Below are 24,399 nucleotides of genomic sequence, written 5' to 3'. Positions count from 1 at the left end.
TCAGGGCCTCCCGGCAGGCTCAGCTTTCGGGCAGCTCCGGCCGGTGAGCCGCGAGCCGGTTCCCGATGTCCCGCAGCCCGGTGAGATCGTGTACGTCACCGGGCAGCGCGGCCACTTCCGCCACCGGCACCTCCGGGTGACGCGCGGCGAAGCGGTCACGCGTGCGTTGCTCGCGGGAGAGCAGCTGCATGCGCTCGGCGTGGAGCCTCAACAAACCTGCGGTGAGCTGGTCGATGGATCGCTCGGGGTCCGTGGCGGCGGTCCTGTCCGTAGCGGTGGTGCGGTCCGTGGCGGCTGTCCTGTCCGTGGCGGCGGGGGAGCCTTCGTCAGGAGCTGATGTCTCGGAAGCCGGTGATTCTGAACTGCCGTACGTGTCGGGAGAGTTACGAAGTCCAGCTTTCCCGTCCCCCTGATCCACAATGCGGGCCTCGTCAAGATTTTCCGCGGTGGCGGATCCAGGACTTTCCGCGTCGACGGAATCGAGATCCTCCGCGGCGGCGAGTGCCCGCTCGGCGGACAGCCGGGCGGCCCCGCTGCCGTGCACCCGGTTGAGCACCAGCCCGGCGAACGGCATGTCCTCAGCGGCCAGCCGCTCCACGAAGTACGCGGCCTCGCGCAGCGCGTCCCGCTCGGGCGCCGCCACCACGAGGAAGGCGGTGCCGGGCGCCTGGAGCAGCTTGTACGTGGCGTCCGCCCGTGTGCGGAAGCCGCCGAAGGTGGTGTCCATGGCCGCGACGAACGTCTGGACGTCCTTGAGGAGCTGGCCCCCGAGCAGCTTTCCCAGGGTGCCGGTCATCATCGACATCCCGACGCTCAGGAACTTCATGCCCGCCCGGCCGCCCAGCTTCGCCGGCGCCGTCAGCAGCCGGATCAGCCGCCCGTCGAGGAAGGACCCGAGCCGCTTCGGGGCGTCCAGGAAGTCCAGTGCCGAGCGGGACGGCGGAGTGTCGACCACGATCAGGTCCCACTCGTCGCGTGCCCGCAACTGGCCCAGCTTCTCCATCGCCATGTACTCCTGCGTGCCCGCGAAGCCCGCCGAAAGCGACTGGTAGAAGGGGTTGTTGAGGATGGCGGCCGCCCGGTCGCCGTCCGCGTGCGCCTCGACGATCTCGTCGAACGTGCGCTTCATGTCGAGCATCATGGCGTGCAGTTCCCCGCTCCCCTCGACGCCCTTCACCCTGCGTGGAGTGTTGTCCAGGGAGTCGATGCCCATGGACTGCGCCAGCCTGCGCGCGGGGTCGATGGTGAGCACGACCACCTTGCGGCCGCGCTCCGCGGCACGCAGCCCGAGGGCCGCCGCCGTGGTCGTCTTGCCGACGCCGCCCGAGCCGCAGCACACCACGATGCGGGTCTTCGGGTCGTCGAGCAGCGGGTCGAGATCGAGGACGCGGGCGGGGTCCAGACTCATGACATCCCTTGCTGTCGCAGCTGTGCCGCCAGTTCGTACAGGCCCGCCAGATCCAGGCCCTCGGAGAGCAGCGGGAGTTCGTGCAGCGGCAGGCCCAGTTCGGCCAGCACGCTCCGCTGCTCGGTCTCCAGGGCGTACCGCTCGGCGTACTCCTCGGCCTGCTGCAGGAGCGGTCCCACCAGCCGTTCGGCCAGTCCGCCGCGCCGTGCGCCGCCGAGGCCGGCCGCGGAGAGCGACTTGGCGATCGCCGTACGGGGAGCGGCCTCCACGAGTGCCAGGTCCGCCTCGTCGAGGAGTGCCGGGCGCACCATGTTCACGATGATCCGGCCCACGGGAAGCTTCGCGGCACGCAGCTCCGCGATCCCGTCCGCGGTCTCCTGTACGGGCATCTCCTCCAGCAGCGTCACCAAGTGGACCTCCGTCTCCGGGGACTTGAGGACGCGCATGACGGCCTGGGCCTGATTGTGTATCGGGCCGATCTTCGCGAGGCCGGCGACCTCGTCGTTGACGTTCAGGAAGCGGGTGATGCGGCCGGTGGGGGGTGCGTCCATCACCACGTAGTCGTACGTGAAGCGGCCGCTCTTCTCCTTGCGCCGCACCGCCTCGCAGGCTTTGCCGGTGAGGAGCACGTCGCGCAGTCCCGGGGCGATGGTGGTCGCGAAGTCGATCGCGCCGAGCTTTTTCAGGGCGCGGCCGGCACCGCCCAGTTTGTAGAACATCTGGAGGTAGTCCAGCAGCGCCAGTTCGGGGTCGATCGCGAGGGCGTACACCTCCCCGCCCCCCGGAGCGACGGCGATCTTCCGCTCCTCGTAGGGCAGCGCTTCTGTCTCGAAGAGCTGCGCGATGCCCTGCCTGCCCTCGACCTCGACGAGGAGGGCGCGCTTGCCCTCGGTCGCGAGGGCGAGCGCGAGGGCCGCGGCTACCGTGGTCTTGCCGGTACCGCCCTTGCCGCTGACGACCTGGAGCCTGCTCACGTATTCGAGCCTAACCAGTCCGCCGCCGGAGTAAGCAGGAGGCTGTGGACAAGCTGCGCTTTCGGGGGCCGGACAGCGGGTGGCTCGGGCGGTGGACGGTGGTCGGCAGCGGCTACAGTCGGCCACATGACCAAATGGGAATACTCCACTGTGCCGCTGCTCGTCCATGCCACGAAGCAGATTCTGGACACCTGGGGCGAGGACGGCTGGGAGCTCGTCCAGGTCGTGCCCGGACCGAACAACCCGGAGCAGCTGGTGGCCTACCTGAAGCGCGAGAAGTCCGCGTGAGCGGGGCGGTCGAGGCGAAGCTCGCCGAGCTCGGGCTGACCCTTCCGGGTGTCGTTCCGCCGCTGGCCGCGTATCAGCCCGCCGTGCAGTCGGGCGTGTACGTGTACACGGCCGGGCAGCTTCCGATGGTGGACGGGAAGCTTCCGGTCACCGGCAAGGTGGGCGCCGAGGTCACCGCCGAGGAGGCCAAGGAGCTGGCCCGTACGTGCGCGCTGAACGCCCTGGCGGCGGTGAAGTCGGTCGTGGGCGACCTCGACCGCATCGCGCGTGTCGTGAAGGTCGTGGGCTTCGTGGCCTCGGCGTCGGACTTCACCGGGCAGCCGGGTGTGCTGAACGGCGCGAGTGAACTGCTGGGCGCCGTCCTGGGCGACAAGGGTGTGCACGCGCGGAGCGCGGTCGGTGTGGCCGTGCTGCCGCTGGACGCGCCGGTCGAGGTCGAGATCCAGGTGGAGCTGACGCACGCGTAGTCCCCGGGCGTCTTCGGGCGCCCGGTTCGTCGTGGGCAAGGGTCGTGCCGGTACATCAGGGATGTACGGGCACCGCCCTTCCGCACGCACGTCTCAGACCCTCCGGCGTTCAAGGAGCCGAGTCCGGGGCCGGAGTCCCTCGGGTGGGCAGGGCGGAGGCGGAGGGGGCGGGGAGCGCTTGTGGGGGCGGTGAGGCCTCGAACATCCGCCCGGCTCGGGATAGCCTCCGGCCATGGGGAATGGGCAATGGTTTCCGGCGGAGTGGCCGGAGCGGATCCGGGCGCTTGCCGAGGGCACGCTGACGCCGGTCGCGCCCCGGCGCGCGGCCACCGTGATGCTGGTCAAGGACAGCGAGGCCGGCCCCGTGGTCCACATGCTGCGCAGACGCGCCTCCATGGCCTTCGCCGGAGGCGCGTACGCGTATCCGGGCGGCGGCGTGGATCCGCGCGACGACGAGCACCAGATCCGCTGGGCGGGGCCCACGCGCGCGTGGTGGGCCCAGAGGCTCGGCGTGGACGAGACCGCCGCCCAGGCCGTCGTCTGCGCGGCCGTACGGGAGACGTACGAGGAGGCGGGCGTCCTGCTCGCCGGCCCCGGCCCGGACACCGTGGTCGGTGACACGACGGGGGACGACTGGGAGGCGGACCGGGCGGCCCTGGTCGCCAGGGACCTGTCCTTCGCGGAGTTCCTCGACCGACGGGGACTCGTGCTCCGCTCGGACCTGCTCGGGGCCTGGGCCCGCTGGATCACCCCGGAGTTCGAGTCCCGCCGCTACGACACGTGGTTCTTCGTCGCCGTGCTCCCGGAGGGCCAGCGCACGCGGAACGCCTCCACGGAGGCCGACCGCACGGTGTGGATCCGTCCGGCCGACGCGGCGGCCGGCTACGACAAGGGCGAGCTGCTGATGATGCCGCCGACCATCGCGACCCTGCGCGGGATCGTGGAGTACGACAGGGCCGCCGAGGCCCTCGCCGCCGCGCCCGCCCGTGATCTGACCCCCGTCCTGGCCAAGGCGCGCCTGGAGGAGGGCGAGGTCGTCCTCTCCTGGCCCGGACACGACGAGTTCACCAAGCACATCCCGACCGGCGGAGCGTCCGCATGACCGACGCGGCAGCCCTCCCAGGTCAACCGCGGGGCACGGTCCTCTCCGGCCCCGCCACCGCGCGCGCGGTGAACGTCCTCGCCCCCAACGCCTCGGCGATGACCCTGGACGGCACGAACACCTGGATCGTGTCCGAGCCCGGCTCCGAGCTGGCGGTCGTGATCGACCCGGGGCCGCTGGACGACGTACATCTGCGCACGGTCCTGGACACGGCCGAGAAGGCCGGGAAGCGCGTCGCGCTGACCCTGCTCACGCACGGGCATCCCGATCACGCGGAGGGCGCGTCGCGGTTCGCCGAACTGTCGGGGACCAAGGTCCGGGCCCTGGACCCCGCGCTGCGGCTGGGGGACGAGGGGCTGGCCGCGGGAGACGTGATCAGTCTCGGCGGACTCGAACTGCGCGTCGTGTCGACCCCGGGGCACACCGCCGACTCGCTGTGCTTCCATCTCCCGGCCGATCGTGCCGTTCTGACCGGGGACACCGTACTGGGGCGCGGTACGACCGTGGTGGCCCATCCCGACGGACGTCTGGGCGACTATCTCGACTCCCTGCGCCGGCTCCGCTCGCTGACGGTCGACGACGGCGTCCACACCGTCCTGCCCGGTCACGGGCCGGTCCTCGAGGACGCGCAGGGCGCGGTCGAGTACTACCTGGCCCATCGCGCCCACCGGCTCGCCCAGGTCGAGACCGCCGTCGAGAACGGCTACCGGTCGCCGGACGAGGTCGTCGCGCGCGTCTACGCGGACGTGGACCGGTCGTTGTGGCCCGCGGCCGAGCTTTCGGTGCGGGCGCAGATGGAATATCTGCGGGAGCACGGGCTCATCTAGGACAGGTCCTGGGGCGGGGCGGCGTCCTCCGGGGTGGTCCTGAAGTGGACCTTCAGGGGCGGGGCGCCTTGATGCCGCGCACGCGCGCGTACTCCCCGGCGGGCCGCGGCCCCAGGCCCGCCACGTACGAGCGGAGCACGGCCGGATCCACTCACGGCAGCAGCAGAGGCAGGTCGCCGTCCACGGCTGCGCGGGCCGGGGAAGGAGGACCGGGAGCGTCCGCGTCGGCCCGGTCCAGGCCGGGAGAGCGGTTCCGCGGACGGGTTCAGCTCAGCGGGGGTACGCCGATGGGGCCCGCTCGGGAGGGTTACGACGACGGGGTCCCGCCTCGGAAGAAGGCGGGACCCCGTCGACGTACGGCAAAAGGTGTCAGCGTGAGCGCTTGGCGAGCCGCTCCACGTCCAGGAGGATCACCGCGCGGGCCTCCAGGCGGAGCCAGCCGCGGCCCGCGAAGTCGGCGAGCGCCTTGTTCACGGTCTCGCGGGAGGCGCCGACCAGCTGGGCCAACTCCTCCTGCGTGAGGTCGTGCACGACGTGGATGCCCTCTTCGGACTGCACGCCGAAGCGGCGCGACAGGTCGAGCAGGGCGCGCGCGACACGGCCGGGCACGTCGGAGAAGACCAGGTCGGACATCTGGTCGTTGGTCTTGCGCAGGCGCCGTGCGACGGCGCGCAGCAGGGCGGCGGCCACCTCGGGCCGCGCGTTCAGCCACGGCTGGAGGTCGCCGTGGCCGAGGCCGAGCAGCTTGACCTCGGTGAGCGCGGTGGCGGTCGCCGTGCGCGGGCCCGGGTCGAACAGCGACAGCTCGCCGATCAGCTCACCGGGGCCGAGGACGGCCAGCATGTTCTCCCGCCCGTCGGGGGAGGTGCGGTGGAGCTTCACCTTGCCTTCGGTGACCACATAGAGGCGGTCACCGGGGTCGCCCTCATGGAAGAGAGCGTCACCTCGCGCGAGGGTCACCTCACTCATGGAGGCGCGGAGCTCCGCGGCCTGCTCGTCATCGAGCGCCGCGAAGAGCGGGGCGCGCCGCAGAACGTCGTCCACGAGTTCTCTCCTTGTCGACCTGCTCAGGGGATCTTGCTCCCCCTTGGTACCAGGGGACCGTGTTCCCCATCTTGCCGGACCGTCCAAACAGTGTGATCAGTCACAAGTCTGCCGCACTGGCGTCCCGACGAGTGCGGCAGGGGGCCAATTGGGGGCCGATCTTCAGGGTCCGGGGCGGATGTCGGTGCCGGGCTTTAGGCTGGCCGGGTGTCCAAATCGCCGGTGAGAGCACAGGCCAAGGGGGCTGGGCGGGTGGTTGTACGTCGTGATTCCGCTGTGGGCGAACAGGCCCCCGACGGAACCAAAGAACCGACAAAAGCTCCGAAGTCGACGCCGGTGAAGGCGGTACCGAAGACCGTGTCCGAGGGAGCGTCGAAGGCGGCATCGAAGACGGCCGGCGGGAAGAGCGCGAAGAAGACCGCCCGTCAGACCGCCAAAAAGGTGACGCCCGCGAAGACGCCCGCGAAAACGGCCGCCAAGAAGGTGACGCCGGCGAAGGCGACCGCCAAGAAGGCCGTCTCCAAGAAGGCCGTCTCCAAGAACGAGGTCGCCAAGGAGGCGGTCTCGAAGAAGGCTGTCTCGGCGACGGCGGCTTCCAAGGAGGAGGGCGTGAGGACGGCCGCCGAGAAGGCGGCACCCGCGCGTCCCGTCGCCCCCGCCCCGCCGCGGAACGAGTCGCACACCGCCCTCGTCCGCCGGGCCCGCCGTATCAACCGCGAGCTCGCCGAGGTGTACCCGTACGCCCACCCGGAACTGGACTTCGAGAACCCGTTCCAGCTGGTCGTCGCCACGGTCCTGTCCGCCCAGACCACCGACCTGCGGGTGAACCAGACGACGCCGGCGCTCTTCGCCAGATACCCGACCCCCGAGGACCTCGCCGGGGCCAACCCCGAGGAGGTCGAGGAGATCCTGCGCCCGACCGGGTTCTTCCGGGCCAAGACCAAGTCCGTCATAGGGCTCTCCAAGGCCCTGCGGGACGACTTCGGGGGCGAGGTGCCCGGCCGCCTCGTAGACCTCGTCAAACTGCCCGGTGTGGGCCGCAAGACCGCCTTCGTCGTGCTCGGTAATGCCTTCGGGCGCCCCGGGATCACCGTGGACACCCACTTCCAGCGGCTCGTGCGGCGCTGGCAGTGGACGGCGGAGAGCGAGCCGGACAAGATCGAGGCGGCCGTCGGCGGGCTCTTCCCGAAGAGCGATTGGACCATGCTGTCGCACCACGTGATCTTCCACGGCCGCCGTATCTGCCACGCCCGCAAGCCGGCCTGCGGCGCCTGCCCCATCGCCCCGCTCTGCCCGGCGTACGGGGAGGGCGAGACCGACCCCGAGAAGGCGAAGAAGCTCCTGAAGTACGAGAAGGGCGGCTTCCCCGGCCAGCGGCTCAACCCCCCGCAGGCCTATCTGGACGCGGGCGGCATCCCCGCGCCCCCACTGGGTGCCGGATGACGGAACGAACACGGCCCCGGCGGGCGTTGGGAACAGCAGAACGGGGGCGGCGATGAAGCACGCAGGCAACACACAGGACGCGAGCAATACGCAGGGCGGGCCGGTGCTCAGCAAGGACGGCCTGCCCGACTGGCTGGGCCCGGTCGCGCACGCCGCGGAGACGGTGGAACCGCTCCAGCTGAGCCGATTTCTGCCGCCGGCGAACGGCACGGGCCGTCAGTCCGCGGTCCTCATCCTCTTCGGCGAAGGCGGGCGCGGCCCCGAGCTGCTGCTCATGGAGCGCGCCGGCACCCTCAGATCGCACGCCGGGCAGCCGTCCTTCCCCGGTGGCGCGCTCGACCCGGAGGACGGCGACCCGAAGGCCGACGGGCCGCTGCGGGCCGCCCTGCGCGAGGCCGAGGAGGAGACCGGCCTCGACCCGACCGGCGTCCAGCTCTTCGGCGTGCTGCCCAAGCTGTACATCCCGGTCAGCGGTTTCGTGGTCACCCCGGTCCTCGGGTGGTGGCGCCGCCCGACGCCGGTCGGCGTCGTCGACCCGGGCGAGACGGCCCGGGTGTTCACGGTGCCCGTGGTGGATCTCACGGATCCGGCCAACCGTGCGACCACCGTGCACCCCAGCGGTCACCGGGGTCCGGCGTTTCTGGTCGAATCCGCCCTGGTCTGGGGCTTCACGGCCGGAGTGATCGACAAGATCCTGCATTTCGCGGGCTGGGAGCGCCCGTGGGACCGCGAGAAGCAGGTCCCGCTCGACTGGCGCGCGTGACAAGGTGACCTTCGTGAATGTGCTGGACATCCTGTTGCTGGTCGCCGCTGTGTGGTTCGCGATCGTGGGCTATCGCCAGGGCTTCGTCGTCGGCATCCTGTCGGTGATCGGCTTCCTGGGCGGTGGTCTCGTCGCCGTCTACCTGCTCCCGATCATCTGGAGCTGGACGACCGACGACAGCAAGGTGAGCACGACCGCCGCCGTCGTCGCCGTGGTCGTCGTGATCGTCTGCGCCTCGGTCGGCCAGGCCCTCACCACCCACCTCGGCAACAAGCTGCGCCGGTACATCACATGGTCCCCGGCCAGAGCCCTGGACGCGACCGGCGGCGCCCTGGTGAACGTCGTGGCGATGCTGCTCGTCGCCTGGCTGATCGGCTCGGCCCTCGCCGGTACGACGCTGCCGACGCTCGGCAAGGAGGTCCGCAACTCCAAGGTGCTGCTCGGTGTGTCCCGCGCGCTGCCCTCCCAGGCCAACACCTGGTTCGCCGACTTCTCCTCGGTCCTCGCGCAGAACGGCTTCCCCCAGGTCTTCAGCCCGTTCGCCAACGAGCCCATCACAGAGGTCCGGCCGCCCGACCCACAGCTCGCCGGCAGCCCCGTCGCCACCCACTCGCAGAACTCCATCGTCAAGGTCATGGGAACCGCCCAGAGTTGCGGCAAGGTCCTCGAAGGCACCGGTTTCGTCTTCAGCGACCGCCGTGTGATGACCAACGCGCACGTGGTCGGCGGAGTCGACGAACCCACCGTCCAGATAGGCGGCGAGGGCAAGAAGTACGACGCCACGGTCGTCCTGTACGACTGGGAGCGCGACATCGCCGTACTCGACGTACCGAACCTGAGGGCGCCCGCGCTGCGGTTCAGCCCCAAGGACGCGAGCAGTGGCGACAGCGCGATCGTCGCGGGGTTCCCGCAGAACGGCTCGTACAACGTCCAGCCCGCGCGCGTGCGGGGCCGCATCACGGCCAACGGCCCGGACATCTACCACCGCAAGACGGTGCGCCGCGATGTCTACTCGCTGTACGCGACGGTCCGTCAGGGCAACTCCGGCGGACCGCTGCTGACCCCCGACGGCAAGGTCTACGGCGTGGTCTTCGCGAAGTCGCTCGACGACGCCGAGACCGGCTACGCGCTCACCGCGGACGAGGTCCGGCCGGACATCGCCAAGGGGCGTACGGCCAACCAGCAGGTGGACAGCGACAGCTGCGCGCTCTGACCGGCGGGCGGGACCTCAGCCGCGTGGATGGCGCAGCCGCACGGAGACCCAGCGGGCCCGGCGGCGCAGAATGTGCGGAATCCCCACGCGAGGATCCGTGCCCGTCAGCTGCGGGGTGCCCCTCTGATGGGAGCTCAGACCCGTGGCCGAGCGGCGATTGCGTGCTGCGTCACTGTAGTCGTGCGTCCAGCCCATACCCCGACGTCTGCCCCTGCCCCAAGGTCGATAACCTCGCCCCTGCCCTTCAATTGGCCTATGCGCCAGGCAATTGGCTGTTCGTCGGACAGGTGTTCACGGCTCGTGTTCCGGGCATGGCGCGGGGCGCGTTCGGGCGGTCACGCAAGAGTGACCGAGGAGTCACCGGTCGGGTTCCGGATCCTTCAGCCAGTTGATCAGTTCGGTGGAAAAGGCGACCGGATCCTCTTCGTGCGGGAAGTGACCGAGCCCGTCGAACAGCCGCCAGCGGTACGGCGCTTCGACGTACTCGCCGGAGCCCGCCGCGCTCCGCGTCCGCAGCACCGGATCGAGTGAGCCGTGCAGATGCAGCGTCGGCACCCGCACCGGCCGCTTCATGCGCCGGTTGAACTGGATGCCGTCCGGGCGCGCCATGGACCGAACCATCCACCTGTACGGCTCGATGGAGCAGTGCGCGGTCGACGGGATGCGCATGGCCCGGCGGTACGTCTCCAGGGTGTCCTCGTCCGGCTGCCGGGGACCCGACCAGTCGCGTACCAGACGGCCCACCAGGGCGCCGTCGTCGGCGAGGAGTTGGCGCTCGGGGATCCAGGGACGCTGGAAGCCCCAGATGTACGAGCCCGCCGCCGTCTGCTTGACGTCGGAGAGCATGGCGGAACGCCAGCGCCGTGGATGCGGCATGGACGACACCGCGAGTCGGCGGACGAGTTTGGGCCGCATGGCCGCCGCCGTCCACGCCAGATAGCCGCCGAGGTCGTGCCCGACCAGCGCCGCGTCGGGCTCGCCGAGGGACCGTACGACCCCGGTGATGTCGAGCGCGAGGTTGGCGGGGTCGTAGCCGCGCGGGGTGCGGTCGCTGCCCCCGACACCCCGCAGGTCCATGGCCACGGCCCGGAAGCCGGCGTCGGCGAGCGCGACGAGTTGGTGCCGCCAGGTCCACCAGAACTGCGGGAAGCCGTGCAGCAGCAGGACGAGCGGCCCGTCGCCGAGCTCGGCGATGTGGAAGCGCGCGCCGTTGGCGGCCACGTCCCGGTGCGTCGGTTTCTGTCCGCCAGGGAGGTCGATCCGTACGACCGAGGTGGGTTGCGCCGAAGGTGTGGCGGGGTCCGTCATGAGGATGAGCGTGCCACAGCCTTGACGGCGTCCTCGACCGGTTCGGGCCGGGGGTGCGGCTTGGCGTTCGGCAGAACAGCCGCCGTCTCCTTCACGGAGGCGGCCACCTTCTGCGCGCCCTGGCCCTTCTTGACCTTCTTCGCGTAGATCGTGCCGATCAGCGCGAGTACGGCGGCGACCAGCACGTTCGCCGCGAAGGACAGCAGGAAACAGATCGCGAGATTCCAGTCGCTCCAGGTCCGGATGCCGTACGCGAGGGCGAAATTGAGCATCGGCAAGGAGAAGATCAGCACCGCGCCGGCCGCCGAGAACGCGCCGCCGCTGGCCGCGCCGCGCTTGACGTCCTGCTTGAGCTGCGCCTTCGCCAGTGCGATTTCGTCGTGCACCAGTGCGGACATCTCGGTCGTCGCCGAGGCGACCAACTGGCCGATACTGCGTTCGGCGCCGACCGGGCTGCCGTCGGGTGCGCTCATCGCTGTCTCCCTCTTCTGCATGTGTTTGTACGGTCCTGTCAGATCATGCCGGACCGTCGTTCCCCTCGCTTGCCCCACCCGCCACTTCGGCAAGCCTGCGGTGTTCCGCGGCCTTCCGCTCGTAGATGGCGGCCATGCGCAGGTGATACTCCGGCTTGTCCTCCTCGTAGATGTCGGGGATGCCGTCGAGGTCCTCGTCGCGTTCCTCGTCCTCGCACAGCGCGCGGTACCGGGTGTTGCGCATCTTCAGCAGCACCGTGGCGAGCACGGCCGCGATGAACGAGCCGATCAGGACGGCGGCCTTGGTCTCGTCGGTGAGGCTCGTATTGCCTTCGAAGGCGAGTTCGCCGATGAGCAGGGAGACGGTGAAGCCGATGCCGGCGAGGGTGGCGACGGCGGCGACGTCGGCCCATTCCAGGTCATCACTGAGCGAGGCCCTGGTGAACCGGGCCGTCAGCCATGTACCGCCGAAGATGCCGACCGCCTTGCCGACGACGAGTCCGAGCACCACGCCGAGTGTCTCGGGACGGGTGAACACATCGTGGACCGCTCCGCCGGAGATCGAGACTCCGGCGCTGAACAGGGCGAACAACGGCACCGCGAGTCCCGCCGACACCGGGCGCACCAGATGCTCGATGTGCTCGCCGGGGGAGTGCTCCTCGCCTTCGAGCGGATGGCAGCGCAGCATCAGACCCATGGCGACACCGGCGATGGTGGCGTGGATGCCGCTGTTGTACATCAGGGCCCAGATGACCAGCGCGAGCGGAACGTACACGTACCACCCTCGTACGCCCTTGCGCAGCAGCAGCCAGAAGACGCCGAGGCCCACGACCGCCCCGCCGAGCGCCGCGAGGTTGATGGAGTCCGTGAAGAAGACCGCGATGATCAGGATCGCGAACAGGTCGTCGACGACGGCGAGGGTGAGCAGGAAGGCGCGCAGGGCGGACGGCAGTGACGTCCCGATGACGGCGAGCACGGCGAGCGCGAAGGCGATGTCGGTGGCGGTGGGGACGGCCCACCCTTCGAGCGATCCTCCGCCGACCACGTTGGTCAGGACGTAGACGACCGCGGGAACGGCCATGCCGCAGACCGCGGCGACCACGGGCAGCACCGCGGCCTTCGGGTCCCGCAGGTCCCCGGCCACCAGCTCGCGCTTCAGCTCGATCCCGGCGACGAAGAAGAACACGGCGAGCAGACCGTCGGCCGCCCAGTGCTCCACGGACAGGTTGAGCCCGAGTGCGGCCGGTCCGAAGTGGTAGTGCGAGACGGTCTCGTAGCTGTGCGGCAGGGTGTTCGCCCAGATCAGTGCCGCGATCGCGGCGATCAGCAGCAGTACGCCGCCCACGGTCTCGGTGCGCAGCGCGTCCGCCACGAAGTTCCGCTCGGGCAGGGACATCCGGCCGAAGAACTTGCGGGTGGTGGTGCTGGGGGGCGCGGGCACGAGGAGGACCTCCGGTCGAGCAGGCAGGACTGAGTACTCGCCGACCAGACTTCCCGGCACACCATGAACGATCTTGTCGCGCCTTGACGCTTTGCTTACTTTACCTAAGATGCGGCCGGGTCGGTGCGGGATCTTCACATTACGGCCGAACCGGGCGCGGGGCGTGCCGGCTGGACTGAGAGAGGCACTCCGGGCGCCCTCGGAGGGGAGCTTCAGGTTCGGCCCGGGCGTGGGAACGCGTGACGGGTGCGGAATATGTGCGGGGGGCGGGAACGCCTGAGGGGTGCGGGAGCACTGGGTGCTCCCGCACCCCTCAGGGCCGGTCCGGCGGGGTGGGCCTGCCTCAGTCCTCGCTGGGCGCGGCCGGCAGCTTCGCCTGGATCAGGTCCATCACCGTGGAGTCGGTGAGCGTCGTGACGTCACCGAGCTCGCGGTTCTCGGCCACGTCGCGCAGCAGGCGGCGCATGATCTTCCCGGACCGGGTCTTGGGCAGCTCGGCCACCGGCAGGACCCGCTTCGGCTTGGCGATCGCGCCGAGCGTGGTGCCCACGTGGTTGCGCAGGTCGGCCACCAGGCCGGCGTCCTCGGCGGAAGCCGTCCCGCGCAGGATGACGAAGGCGACGATCGCCTGCCCGGTGGTCTCGTCCGCCGCACCCACGACCGCCGCCTCGGCGACCGACGGGTGGGAGACGAGGGCCGACTCGACCTCGGTCGTCGAGATGTTGTGCCCGGACACGAGCATCACGTCGTCGACGCGCCCCAGAAGCCAGATGTCGCCGTCGTCGTCCTTCTTGGCCCCGTCCCCGGCGAAGTACTTCCCCTCGAAGCGAGACCAGTACGTGTCGAGGAACCGCTGGTCGTCGCCCCAGATCGTGCGCAGCATGGACGGCCACGGCTCGGTCAGCACGAGGTAGCCGCCACCGCCGTCGGGCACCTCGTTCGCCTCGTCGTCGACCACCGTGGCCGCGATGCCCGGCAGTGCCCGCTGGGCCGATCCCGGCTTCGTCTCGGTGACCCCGGGCAGCGGCGAGATCATCATCGCGCCGGTCTCGGTCTGCCACCAGGTGTCGACGATCGGCGTACGGTCCCCGCCGATGTGCTTGCGGTACCAGATCCAGGCTTCGGGGTTGATCGGCTCGCCGACCGACCCGAGCACCCGCAGCGACGACAGATCGAACTTCGCGGGGATGTCGTCGCCCCACTTCATGAACGTACGGATGGCCGTGGGCGCCGTGTAGAGGATCGTCACCCCGTACTTCTGGACGATCTCCCAGAACCGGCCCTGGTGCGGGGTGTCCGGGGTCCCCTCGTAGATCACCTGCGTCGCGCCGTTCGAGAGCGGTCCGTACGTGATGTACGAGTGCCCGGTGACCCAGCCGATGTCGGCCGTGCACCAGTACACGTCGGTCTCCGGCTTGAGGTCGAAGACGGCGTTGTGCGTGTACGAGGTCTGTGTGAGGTAGCCGCCCGAGGTGTGCAGGATGCCCTTCGGCTTCCCGGTGGTCCCGGACGTGTAGAGGATGAACAGCGGGTGCTCGGCGTCGAAAGCCTCCGGCGTGTGCTCGGCGGACTGCCGTCCGACGATGTCGTGCCACCACACGTCGCGGCCCTCGGTCCAGGCGACGTCCTCGCCCGTACGGCGCACCACCAGTACCTTGTCGACCCCGTCGACCCGGCTCACCGCGTCGTCGACGGCGGGCTTGAGCGCGGACGGCTTCCCGCGCCGGTAGCCGCCGTCGGAGGTGATGACCAGCTTGGCGTCGGCGTCCTGGATGCGGGTGGCGATGGCGTCGGCGGAGAAGCCGCCGAAGACCACCGAGTGCGCCGCGCCGATACGGGCGCAGGCCAGCATCGCGACGACGGCCTCGGGAATCATCGGCAGGTAGACGGCGACCCGGTCGCCCTTCCCGACGCCCAGCTCGGTGAGGGCGTTCGCGGCCTTCGACACCTCGTCCTTGAGCTCGGCGTAGGTGATGGCCCGGCTGTCGCCCGGCTCGCCCTCGAAGTGGATGGCGACGCGGTCACCGTTCCCGGCCTCCACGTGCCGGTCCACGCAGTTGTACGCGACGTTCAGTTTTCCGTCGGCGAACCACTTCGCGAACGGCGGGTTGGACCAGTCCAGTGTCTCGGTCGGCTCGGTGGCCCAGGTCAGCCGGCGGGCCTGCTCGGCCCAGAAGCCGAGCCTGTCAGCCTTGGCCTGCTCATACGCCTCCGCGGTGACATTGGCGTTCGCCGCCAGGTCGGCGGGCGGCGCGAACCTGCGCTCTTCCTTCAGCAGGTTGGCCAGGCTTTCGTTGCTCACGACATCTCCCTTTCCCAGGGTGTCCGTTGTGTCCCAGGCCACAGCTCATCAGACCGGGGGGCCCGATGACAAGGCCCGCCCCAAGATTGGTTTAGACCTATCCTGTGTCGCTGGTCCGGGCCCGCGGTCCACGCGGCACGTCCTTGCCCCGCGTTACCGCCCCGGCGCCTCTCCCCCGGCGCCTCTCACAAGGCCACACGAGCCCGCACGAGTCTGCCCCCTGGGCAGGTACGTTCCGGCTCCCGGGTTCACATGGACAACATCGGTGGGGGCGCAGCGGAGAACAGGCCGGAGCCACTTCCCGCGACGGGCGGAAACCGCGACCCGCCGAGACTCCACCGGGAGCCGGGAGCCGGGAGCCGGGAGCCGGGAGCCGGGAGCCGGGGAGAGCCGGCAGTAGGGCGTCCCCTCACCTCGCGACCGGGGCCGGAGTGCCGACATCGGAGGTTTGTACGTGGTGCGCGGTCCCGCCGACCAGGGCCGCGCACCACCGCCCAGTCACGCCGGATGCCGTAGATCCTCCGTGGCGTCCACATGATCGAACGCACCCACGTGATCGAACAGTTCGGCCCCGTCGGTGTCGGCCAGCAGGTAAGCCTGGGCCTCGCCGACGTGGAAGTACATTCCGTGCAGTTCGAGCACGCCCTCCCGCAGGGCCCGCGCCACGGACTCGTGGGCCCGCAGGTGCTCCAGCTGCTGCACCACGTTGATCAGGCAGAGCTGCTCCACCGAGTCGGCGGACGCCCGTCCGGCGAGCCGCGCCCACGGCCGGTCGTCGGCGGCCATCCGGTCCAGGCTCGGCTGCCCGTGCCGCAGCCACCGCTTGAGTGGCGTGAGTGCCCCTCCGGGCTCCGACGCCAGCAGGGCCTGCATGGCCCCGCACCCGGAATGTCCGCACACCGTGATGGACCGCACCTTCAGCACGTCCACCGCGTACTCGATGGCCGCGGCCACCGAGTCGTCCCCGCTCTCCTCTCCGGGCAACGGCACGAGGTTGCCCACATTCCGCACGACGAAGAGGTCGCCCGGACCACTGGATGTGATCATCGAGGTGACGAGCCGGGAGTCGGCGCAGGTCAGGAACAGCTGGGACGGCCGTTGCCCTTCCCGGGCGAGCCGGGCCAGCTCGTCCCGCACCAGAGGCGCGGTGTTTCGCTGGAACGCGCTGATGCCGCGCGCCAGTTGGTTCCCGCCGACTCTGGCCTCGCCGGTTCTCTCGCACTGCACGACCGGCGGGGCATCCGGGGAATCGGACCCCGGATCGGCGGAGGTTTCGCACTGGTGGTTCCGCCAGGGTGTCCAGGGCCGGCAGTGGCAGTGCCTGGAGTCCGCGGGCTCGACGATCCGTGTTCCGGTTCGCCCGGCGAGATCGACCGTTCCTCCCTGGGCGATGTGCGCGCTCTGCCAGTCCTGCAAGGACTCGTACGCCGCATGGTCCATGAACGAACCGTCCAGTTCCACGACGGTGTCAGCCCCTTGGGGCACGAGATGCAGGGCACGGCTGAGTCGAGGCACCGCGAGAAACGTCAACTGGCCTCGTACATGTACGTAGTGGACTCCTTCTCTCTCTTCGTGCGTGATGCGGGTGCGCCCGAGGCGGTGCAGGGCGACGCCGACGGCCACCGAGACACCCAGGGCCACGCCCTCGAGAACTCCGAGGAACACGACGCCGAGCGTGGTGACGGCGTACACCAGCACCTCGCGGTGGCGGGTGACCGTGCGGATGTGGTGCAGGGACACCATCTGGATGCCGACGGCCATCACCAGGGCGGCGAGCGATGCGAGGGGGATCAGCTCCAGGATCGGGACCATCAGCAGCGCGGCAATTACTACGAAAACGCCGTGCAGCATCGTGGAGTTCCGGCTTACGGCACCTGCTTGCACATTCGCTGAACTGCGTACGGCGACCCCGGCGACGGGCAGGCCGCCGAGCGCGCCGGAGACGACATTGGCGGCGCCCTGCCCGAGCAACTCCCGGTCGAGGCGGGAACGGCCCACGCGTGCCTGGAGTTCCGGGCGGCCGCTCACCAACTTGTCCACGGCGACCGCACCGAGCAGCGACTGCACGCTGCACACCAGCGTCACCGTGAGAACGGCGGTGGCGATGCCGAGGACCGGTCCCTCGGGCAGTCCGGCCAGCGCGTGGCTGCTCCAGGACGGCAGGTCCACCCGGGGCAGTGTCAGTCCAGCGAGCGAGGCGGTCAGCGTGGCTCCGGCGACGGCGACCAGTGCGGCGGGCACCTTGCGCAGAACCTGCCCGGTCCGCCCGGGAACGCGAGGCCAGGCAAGCAGCAGCGTCAGCGTCAGCACGCTCATCGACACCGCCGCGGGGTGCATGCGCACCACCTGGCCCGGCAGTGCGACGAGGTTGTCCAGGACGGAGCTCTGCGGGATGCCTCCCAGCACGATGTGCAACTGGGCGACGGCGATGGTCACGCCGATTCCGGCGAGCATGCCGTGCACGATCGCTGGGCTCACGGCCAGGGCGGTTCGGGCCACGCGCAGGCAGCCGAGGCCCAGTTGGACGAATCCCGCGAACACGGTGATGGCGCAGGTCGCGCGCCAGCCGTAGTGGTGGATGAGCTCGGCCGTTACGACTGTGAGCCCGGCGGCGGGCCCGCTCACCTGGAGGGGTGAGCCGCCGAGGCGCCCCGCGACCAGCCCGCCCACGGCGGCGGCGACGAGGCCGGCCTGGAGCGGCGCGCCGGTGGCGAGGGCGATACCGAGGGACAGAGGGAGGGCGATCAGGAAGACCGCGATCGAGGCCGACAGGTCGGCGCCCGCGACACGGAAGCGTCGAGGCGGGGTCGGCGGGGGACTGTGGGGCTGGTGGACGTGCGCGGGCCGAGTCGGGTCGGCGGCGCGGGTGGGGACGCAGGCAGACATGGTTCCCGTCTCCTCCGGGGCAGCGCGGTCGCGGAACAGGTGATCCCCCGTCCGAAGCGGCGGGGGGCGGGTCGCGGCCGTGGGTCACGGCGTGCAGTGGCGGGACTTTCAACGCTCGGTAAACGGATCGTAATGCAGAGTAAAGGGAAGATGTCGAAAATGGGAGCAAATGGTGCAGTATTCCACTCTTTTGGATGAAGCGGTCTTTTGATCGGCTTGTCGTACTTATTACTTCTCGGTCCCGTGAAACCTTGGCGGCGCTGCCGGTTCATAGCTGCGCACAACCGCTATAGCGCCCCGAGTGGCGTTGCCCGACCGAGGAAAAGGAGGGCGGAGCATGGCCGCCACCCCGAGGATCGCCGCGGGTGTAGTGCTCGCCGCGGCCTGTGCCACGGCGCTCGCCGGTTGCGCGGGCGGTACCACCGCTTCCCAGGAAGGCGCACGCGTTGGGAAGAAGGCGGCGGCGGGGGCGGCGGGGGCTTCCGCGCCCAGAGCCGCGGTCCGCCTGATCGGTGACGGTTCCACCTCGTACACCGGGGGGCAGCCCCATCTGCCCCGGCCCGAACGGTTGAAGCCGGGTCGGAGGCCCCCGCAGTTCGTGGTCTTCTCCTGGGACGGTGCCGGTGAGGACGGCCAGAAGCTCTTCTCCCACTTCCGGAAGCTCTCCAAGGCCAACAGGGCGACCATGACGTACTTCCTGAGTGGCGTGTACATGCTGCCGGAGGACAAGCGCGACCTGTACCGGCCCCCGCAGCACTCGCCCGGCAGCTCGGAGATCGGCTTCAACGACCGGCAGGGCATCGAGGACACCGTGAAGCAGCTGCGCGGCGCGTGGCTGGAGGGCAACGAGATCGGGACGCACTTCAACGGCCACTTCTGCGGCACGGAGGGCGGGGTCGGTCAGTGGTCGGTCGCGGACTGGAAGAGCGAGATCGCCCAGGCGAAGTCGTTCGTGAAGTCCTGGAAGACCAACGCGGGCCTGAAGGACGCCGTGTCGCTGCCCTTCGACTACGACAAGGAACTCATCGGCGCCCGCACCCCTTGTCTGGAGGGCCGGGAGAACTTCATGAAGGCGGCCCGCGAGCTCGGCTTCCGCTACGACACCAGCGGAGTCGACGACCAGCTCTGGCCGAAGAGGAAGGAAGGGCTGTGGGACCTGTCGATGCAGCTCGTGCCCTTCCCGGGACACTCCCACGAGCAGCTCACCATGGACTACAACTTCATGGTCGACCAGTCGGGCAATAAGACCCAGGGCGACCCCGTCAAGCAGGAGTTCTGGGGTGACCAGATGCGTGACGGCCTGCTCAAGGGCTTCGACCGCGCCTACGACGGCAACCGCGCCCCGCTGATCATCGGCAACCACTTCGAGTCCTGGAACGGCGGCAACTACATGCGTGCCGTCGACGAGGTCGTCGAGCGCGTCTGCACCAAGGCCGAGGTGCGCTGCGTCTCCTTCCGGCAGCTCGCCGACTGGCTGGACGCCCAGGACCCGGCCACCCTCGACAAACTCCGGGGCCTTGAGGTCGGCGAGGCGCCGAAACAGGGCTGGGCGTCCTTCATCTCCGGCCGCCCGGCCCCGGCCCCGAAGGGCGTCCCGGGGGCGCCGGCGGTCAAGCCGTAGCGATGCCCGGGGCGGCCCTGTCGCTCAGGCCACGATGGTGCTTCGGGTCGGCGGGCCGCTCACGCGGTGGCCATCGGACTCTCCCCGAGCATGAAATCGGGGTCGACCTGTTCGGTGAGGTCCGCCCCGGTCTTGGCGTTGCCCCAGTTGACGGCGTTCTTCAGGTGGAACTGCACCATCTGGCGCGTGTACCGCTCCCAGTCGCGCAGCTCGTACGTGGCGTCGGCGGCCTTCTGCAAGGCGTGCAGCGAGCGCCGGTTGGCCTTCTCCAGAGACTCGAACCGGGGCGGGCGGCCCTTCTCCATGGCGCGCACCCAGTCCGAGTGCCCGACCGTGACCAGGAGGTCGTCCCCGACTTCCGCTCGCAGGAAGTCGATGTCGTCCTGACCCTGCACCTTGTTGCCGACGACCTTCAGGGCGACGCCGAAATCCCGGGCGTACTCCTTGTACTGGCGATACACGGAGACTCCTTTCCGGGTCGGCTCGGCGACAAGGAACGTGATGTCGAAGCGGGTGAACAAGCCGGACGCGAAGGAGTCGGAGCCCGCCGTCATGTCGACGACGACGTACTCGCTCCGGCCATCGACGAGATGGTTCAGGCAGAGCTCCACTGCACCGGTCTTGGAGTGGTAGCAAGCCACCCCCACATCGGCCTCGGTGAACGGGCCGGTGACCATCAAACGGATGGTGCCGCCGTCGAGTTCCACCGGCCGGGCGCAGGCGTCGAACACCGGATTGACCTCACCGACCCGCAGCAGCCGTGAGCCGTCGCCGGGCGGGGTCGTCTTGATCATCGTCTCGGTGGACGCGATGCGCGGATTGGAGCCGCGGAGGTACTCCTTGATGAGCGGGAGCCGCTCGCCCATGGCGGGGAGCGCGGCGGCCTCCGTCTCTTCGAGCCCGAGCGCGGCCCCCAGGTGCTGGTTGATGTCGGCGTCCACGGCGACGACAGGTGCCCCCGAGGCGGCGAGCTGGCGGATGAAGAGCGACGACAGGGTGGTCTTGCCGCTGCCGCCCTTCCCGACGAAAGCAATTTTCATGTTCACCAAGGGTAGTGCGAGTGTCGCTTTCGGTGCTTGCGCCGCGTGAAGAAGACCACTCCTTCGTGGGGCGTGCGGCCTGGGTGCGTAATGTCGTACTCATGAGTACGACAGGTGCGACCGCTGATCCGCTCGCGGCCCTGGGTTCGCTTCCCGGGGTTGCCGATTCCGTGGAGTCCGTCCGCAAGGCCGTGGACCGGGTCTACGGACACCGGATCATGCGGCGTCGCGGCAACGAGATCACGTCCGAGGCGGCGCTGCGCGGGGCCCGCGGTTCCGCGGCGCTCTCGGGTGCCGACTGGGCCCTCGAAGAGGTGCGTCGGCGTACCGACTTCAGCGCGGAGGACGAGGCCCGTACGGTCGGCGCCGCCCTGAGGCTGACCGCCGAGGCGGGCCAGCTCCTGTCCATCTGGCGGCAGTCGCCCCTGCGGGTGCTGGCCCGGCTGCATCTGGTGGCGGCAGCCGATCGGGACGACGCGGTGGGCCGGCCGCGGCGGAGCGGGGAGAAGGCCGACGAGCCCCTGGTGGAGCTGCCGCTGCCGGACGCGGACGAGGTCGCCGGGCGTCTCGAGGGACTGTCCCAGCTGATCATCGCGGGCGGTTCGGCCCCTGCCCTGGTCACTGCGGCCGTGGTCCACGGTGAACTGATCGCCCTGCGCCCCTTCGCCTCCCACAATGGGCTGGTCGCTCGCGCGGCCGAGCGCATCGTCCTGATCGGCAGCGGTCTCGACCCGAAGTCCATCTGTCCGGCGGAGGTCGGCCACGCGGAACTGGGCCGTGCGGCCTATCTCGCGGCGCTGGACGGTTACGTCTCCGGCACCCCGGACGGCATGGCCGCCTGGATCGCGCACTGCGGCAGAGCCGTCGAGCTGGGAGCCAGGGAGTCCGCCGCCGTCTGTGAGGCGCTTCAGCGCGGCGCCGCGTAAGGGGTGTCCGATTCCCCGGACAGGGTTGCGGCGGTACGAGTTCTCGTACCGCCGCTGGCATGTTCACCGGGTTACCAAGCGTCCTCGAGATGTTGCCCATCAGGTCGGGAACTTCTGCCCGTCACCTGGTGCGGCTGGCCCGTAATCGACGGGTCGACGTCGCGTGGGTGCTCGATGTCCATGCTCGGTCCGTGGGGCCTGGTTGCGTTTGAAGGTGATCCTCTCGGATGTCCTTGGTCTCGCGGGCCGTTAAACCCTTTGTACTCCAGGTCCGGAGGAAGTGGAACCCCTGACCACACTTCTTTACTTTTAGGTTCAAAAGGGTGAGAAATGGACTTCAATATGCCGTACGCGCACGCGTGACGGTTCAGGTCACCGTCGCGCGACGCCGACTGGCGTACCAGACAAGCCCGGCGGTGGCCGCCGCGGCTCCTATGGCGGCCGCCGCGACGAGTGCCGGCCGGGGAGGCACGGACAGGGCGGGCAGCCGCTGCTTCAGGCGGACCGGGCGGTGGAAGTCCAGGATCGGCCACGCGCGGGCGACCGCCTCGCGGCGCAGCGCGCGGTCCGGATTCACCGCGTGCGGATGTCCGACCGACTCCAGCATCGGCAGATCGGTGGCCGAGTCGCTGTAGGCGTAACAACGGGGCAGGTCGTAGCCCTCGGACGCGGCCAGCTCCTTGATCGCCTCGGCCTTCGTGGGCCCGTAGGCGTAGTACTCCACCTCGCCGGTGAAGCAGCCGTCCTCGCCGACGACCAGGCGGGTCGCCACCACGCGGTCCGCGCCGAGCAGTTCACCGATCGGCTCGACGACCTCGGCGCCGGACGTGGACACGATCACGACGTCGCGACCGGCCCTGTGGTGCTGCTCGATGAGCGACGCGGCCTCGTCGTAGATGATCGGGTCGATGAGGTCGTGCAGTGTCTCGGCGACGATCTCCTTGACCTGCTGCACGTTCCAGCCGCGGCACATCGAGGACAGGTACTTGCGCATCCGCTCCATCTGGTCGTGGTCCGCGCCGCCCGCCAGGAACACGAACTGGATGTATGCGGTGCGCAAGGCCGCCCTGCGGTTGATCAGTCCGCCTTGGTAGAACGACTTGCTGAAGGTGAGCGTGCTCGACTTCGCAATGACCGTCTTGTCCAGGTCGAAGAAGGCCGCTGTACGGGGCAAGGAGTGGTTTTCCACGAGGTTGAGCATAGGGCCCACCATTCGGCGTAAGGTGAGGCGCGTGGGTTTGCCTGAGAGGGCTCTCGGGTACACCATGGAAGTCACGGATCGTTCGCGACCGTGCTAACCCGGTCCGACTCCTCCCCCCCCGAGTCGGCCGTGGGGACGACCCCCGCTCTCCCCCCCGGCGGGGGTCGTCGCATGTCCGGATGGGTTTTCCCCTCTTCTGCGCGGCCCGGGAGCCTTCTCGGCACCGTTGATTCCGCGCTCTTCGCGCGCCCTCGATCCGTCACTGTGTGTAGTCGTCAGGATGCTCTGCGGAAGTCGTTCAGCGTTCACGGGTGAGCGTGAAGGCGATATTCACAGCCGCTGAGTTGTCCACAGTTTTCGACCAAGATCCACACGATTTCCGGGATCGCTGCACCGTGATTCCCACGCGTTCCGTTCGCGGCCGGTTCATGACCGGTTCCGTTTGTCGGAGGCGTATGGCCGGTTCGTATCGGCCGTACATATGGAGGCCGCTTGACGGCCCTTCACACGAGTGGGAATCGCGGGGTCCGGGAGGGCCTCGCGCAAGAAGCAGCGAAGGGGGCTGGAGATCGTGGCGGGAGCCATCACCCATGACCGGCCGCCCACCGCCGAGGGGCGGCAGGGCGGACCAATGATCGTCACCGAGGACGCAGACCTTCTCGACGACCTGTTGCGCCTGTGCGCGGCGGCGGGCGTGCGGCCCGAGGTCCATCACGGAATTCCGGAACGCAGGGGCAGTTGGGAGGCGGCACCTCTCGTTCTCGTCGGCGACGACGCCGCACCGCGTGTGCGGGGGGCGGTGCGGAGAAGGGGAGTGGTGCTGGTCGGCCGGGACCAGGACGATTCCGGAGTCTGGCGGCGGGCCGTCGAGATCGGCGCCGACCACGTCCTGGTGCTGCCGGACGGCGAGCAATGGCTCGTCGACCGCATCGCCGACGTGGCCGAAGGAGTCGGCCGGCCCGCTCTCACCGTCGGTGTGCTCGGCGGCCGTGGCGGGGCCGGGGCCTCCACGCTCGCTTGCGCGCTCGCCCTCACCTCGGCGCGTGAGGGGAATCGCACTCTGCTCGTGGACGCGGACCCTCTCGGAGGCGGACTCGACGTACTGCTGGGCGGAGAGAAGTCCGAGGGACTGCGCTGGCCGGCGTTCGCCGCATCCCGCGGCAGGGTCGGCGGCGGCGCCCTGGAGGAGTCCCTGCCCGAACTGCACGCGCTGCGGGTCCTGAGCTGGGACCGGAGCGACGCGGTCACCATCCCGCCGCAAGCGGTACGAGCGGTCCTGGCCGCCGCCAGACGGCGCGGTGGTGCGGTGGTCGTCGACCTGCCCCGCCGGATCGACGAGGGTGTTGCCGAGATCCTCGCCCAGCTCGATCTGGGGCTGCTCGTGGTCCCCGCGGACCTGCGCTCCATCGCGGCGGCCGGGCGGATGGCGTCCGCGGTCGGCATGGTCCTGCGCGATCTGCGGCTCGTGGTCCGCGGACCCTGTGCGCCGGGTCTCCACGACCGAGAGGTCGCCCGCCTGCTCGACCTGCCCCTGGTCGGCGAACTGCCGGCCGAGTCCTTTCCGTTGGACGGCGGGCCGCCACCGGGGAGTGCGGCGAAGGGGCCTCTGGCCCGGTTCTGCGCGGCCTTCTGGGAGCGGGTTCCGGTCGATGGAGGGGGCGTATGAGCTGGC

Annotated in this window: 21 protein-coding genes; 10 read left to right on the top strand and 11 right to left on the bottom strand. The window is 69.9% G+C overall.

Annotated elements, in window-relative coordinates:
* Positions 1-19: 19 nt before the first annotated feature.
* Both ACFYW8_RS30450 and ACFYW8_RS30445 read right to left on the bottom strand, forming a co-directional pair.
* Positions 20-1,408, bottom strand: a complete 1,389-nt coding sequence (locus tag ACFYW8_RS30450; protein ID WP_389083831.1) for an ArsA family ATPase — start codon at positions 1,406-1,408, stop codon at positions 20-22.
* The gene (locus tag ACFYW8_RS30445; RefSeq protein WP_365878288.1) at positions 1,405-2,382 is read right to left on the bottom strand and encodes an ArsA-related P-loop ATPase; all 978 of its coding nucleotides are present in this window, start codon (positions 2,380-2,382) and stop codon (positions 1,405-1,407) included. Before ACFYW8_RS30445 ends, ACFYW8_RS30450 begins: the two co-directional genes overlap by 4 nt.
* A 126-nt stretch (positions 2,383-2,508) precedes the next feature.
* Between ACFYW8_RS30445 and ACFYW8_RS30440 the strand changes: the two genes are divergently transcribed.
* The 4 genes from ACFYW8_RS30440 (at position 2,509) to ACFYW8_RS30425 (ending at position 5,066) form a co-directional block, all read left to right on the top strand.
* Complete coding sequence (locus ACFYW8_RS30440; RefSeq protein WP_261704751.1) at positions 2,509-2,670, top strand: DUF4177 domain-containing protein; 162 nt, start codon at positions 2,509-2,511, stop codon at positions 2,668-2,670.
* Positions 2,667-3,137: a RidA family protein gene (locus ACFYW8_RS30435; RefSeq protein ID WP_261704750.1), complete on the top strand. Its 471-nt coding sequence runs from the start codon at positions 2,667-2,669 to the stop codon at positions 3,135-3,137. The genes ACFYW8_RS30440 and ACFYW8_RS30435 overlap by 4 nt, the downstream gene beginning before the upstream one ends.
* Before the next feature lie 232 nt (positions 3,138-3,369).
* Entirely contained in the window at positions 3,370-4,239 is an 870-nt protein-coding gene (locus tag ACFYW8_RS30430) for an NUDIX hydrolase (RefSeq protein ID WP_389083819.1), read from the top strand.
* Positions 4,236-5,066: an MBL fold metallo-hydrolase gene (locus tag ACFYW8_RS30425; RefSeq protein WP_389083814.1), complete on the top strand. Its 831-nt coding sequence runs from the start codon at positions 4,236-4,238 to the stop codon at positions 5,064-5,066. Before ACFYW8_RS30430 ends, ACFYW8_RS30425 begins: the two co-directional genes overlap by 4 nt.
* A 369-nt stretch (positions 5,067-5,435) precedes the next feature.
* Here the strand turns inward: ACFYW8_RS30425 and ACFYW8_RS30420 are convergent, their stop codons facing one another.
* Positions 5,436-6,110 carry a Crp/Fnr family transcriptional regulator gene (locus tag ACFYW8_RS30420; RefSeq protein WP_006382668.1) on the bottom strand — a complete coding sequence of 225 codons (675 nt, stop codon included), beginning with the start codon at positions 6,108-6,110 and terminating at the stop codon, positions 5,436-5,438.
* 357 nt (positions 6,111-6,467) lie between these two features.
* On the opposite strand from ACFYW8_RS30420, the gene nth reads away from it, so the two are divergent.
* From nth to ACFYW8_RS30405, 3 genes are read left to right on the top strand one after another with little or no spacing between them, the layout of a single operon-like run.
* Positions 6,468-7,553: an endonuclease III gene (gene nth, locus ACFYW8_RS30415; protein ID WP_389083807.1), complete on the top strand. Its 1,086-nt coding sequence runs from the start codon at positions 6,468-6,470 to the stop codon at positions 7,551-7,553.
* 52 nt (positions 7,554-7,605) lie between these two features.
* The gene (locus ACFYW8_RS30410) at positions 7,606-8,316 is read left to right on the top strand and encodes a CoA pyrophosphatase (protein WP_365878295.1); all 711 of its coding nucleotides are present in this window, start codon (positions 7,606-7,608) and stop codon (positions 8,314-8,316) included.
* Between the two features lie 13 nt (positions 8,317-8,329).
* The gene (locus tag ACFYW8_RS30405; protein ID WP_365878297.1) at positions 8,330-9,529 is read left to right on the top strand and encodes a MarP family serine protease; all 1,200 of its coding nucleotides are present in this window, start codon (positions 8,330-8,332) and stop codon (positions 9,527-9,529) included.
* Between the two features lie 15 nt (positions 9,530-9,544).
* Here ACFYW8_RS30405 and ACFYW8_RS30400 read toward each other — a convergent pair whose 3' ends face one another.
* The 6 genes from ACFYW8_RS30400 to ACFYW8_RS30375 form a co-directional block, all read right to left on the bottom strand.
* Positions 9,545-9,724, bottom strand: a complete 180-nt coding sequence (locus ACFYW8_RS30400; protein ID WP_261704743.1) for a hypothetical protein — start codon at positions 9,722-9,724, stop codon at positions 9,545-9,547.
* A 162-nt stretch (positions 9,725-9,886) separates the two neighbouring features.
* Complete coding sequence (locus tag ACFYW8_RS30395) at positions 9,887-10,837, bottom strand: alpha/beta hydrolase (RefSeq protein WP_365878299.1); 951 nt, start codon at positions 10,835-10,837, stop codon at positions 9,887-9,889.
* Entirely contained in the window at positions 10,834-11,310 is a 477-nt protein-coding gene (locus ACFYW8_RS30390) for a phage holin family protein (RefSeq protein WP_389083796.1), read from the bottom strand. Before ACFYW8_RS30390 ends, ACFYW8_RS30395 begins: the two co-directional genes overlap by 4 nt.
* A 43-nt stretch (positions 11,311-11,353) precedes the next feature.
* On the bottom strand, positions 11,354-12,706 hold the full coding sequence (gene nhaA / locus ACFYW8_RS30385) for a Na+/H+ antiporter NhaA (protein WP_389083935.1): 1,353 nt from the start codon (positions 12,704-12,706) through the stop codon (positions 11,354-11,356).
* 388 nt (positions 12,707-13,094) lie between these two features.
* A complete protein-coding gene (gene acs, locus ACFYW8_RS30380; protein WP_389083791.1) occupies positions 13,095-15,095 on the bottom strand; it encodes an acetate--CoA ligase in 2,001 nt (666 codons plus the stop codon).
* Positions 15,096-15,551: 456 nt separating this feature from the next.
* Positions 15,552-17,939, bottom strand: a complete 2,388-nt coding sequence (locus ACFYW8_RS30375) for a SulP family inorganic anion transporter (protein ID WP_389083786.1) — start codon at positions 17,937-17,939, stop codon at positions 15,552-15,554.
* A gap of 337 nt (positions 17,940-18,276) precedes the next feature.
* Here ACFYW8_RS30375 and ACFYW8_RS30370 point away from each other — a divergent pair, with 337 nt between their 5' ends.
* Positions 18,277-19,560 (top strand): hypothetical protein, encoded by a 1,284-nt coding sequence (locus ACFYW8_RS30370; RefSeq protein ID WP_389083781.1) that lies wholly within the window; start codon positions 18,277-18,279, stop codon positions 19,558-19,560.
* Between the two features lie 59 nt (positions 19,561-19,619).
* Here the strand turns inward: ACFYW8_RS30370 and ACFYW8_RS30365 are convergent, their stop codons facing one another.
* Positions 19,620-20,600, bottom strand: coding sequence for an ATP-binding protein (locus tag ACFYW8_RS30365; protein ID WP_389083777.1), 981 nt, complete (start codon positions 20,598-20,600; stop codon positions 19,620-19,622).
* A gap of 101 nt (positions 20,601-20,701) precedes the next feature.
* Between ACFYW8_RS30365 and ACFYW8_RS30360 the strand changes: the two genes are divergently transcribed.
* On the top strand, positions 20,702-21,526 hold the full coding sequence (locus ACFYW8_RS30360) for an oxidoreductase (RefSeq protein ID WP_389083772.1): 825 nt from the start codon (positions 20,702-20,704) through the stop codon (positions 21,524-21,526).
* Positions 21,527-21,893: 367 nt separating this feature from the next.
* Here the strand turns inward: ACFYW8_RS30360 and ACFYW8_RS30355 are convergent, their stop codons facing one another.
* A complete protein-coding gene (locus tag ACFYW8_RS30355) occupies positions 21,894-22,727 on the bottom strand; it encodes an HAD-IB family hydrolase (RefSeq protein WP_365878313.1) in 834 nt (277 codons plus the stop codon).
* A 571-nt stretch (positions 22,728-23,298) separates the two neighbouring features.
* Between ACFYW8_RS30355 and ssd the strand changes: the two genes are divergently transcribed.
* The gene (gene ssd, locus ACFYW8_RS30350; protein WP_389083765.1) at positions 23,299-24,393 is read left to right on the top strand and encodes a septum site-determining protein Ssd; all 1,095 of its coding nucleotides are present in this window, start codon (positions 23,299-23,301) and stop codon (positions 24,391-24,393) included.
* Positions 24,394-24,399: the final 6 nt, after the last annotated feature.

It is taken from the genome of Streptomyces sp. NPDC002742, assembly GCF_042888885.1.
In the GTDB taxonomy this organism is placed as follows: domain Bacteria; phylum Actinomycetota; class Actinomycetes; order Streptomycetales; family Streptomycetaceae; genus Streptomyces.
The sequence above is the reverse complement of the archived record's forward strand: the minus strand, read 5'-3'. Positions and strand labels throughout refer to the sequence as shown.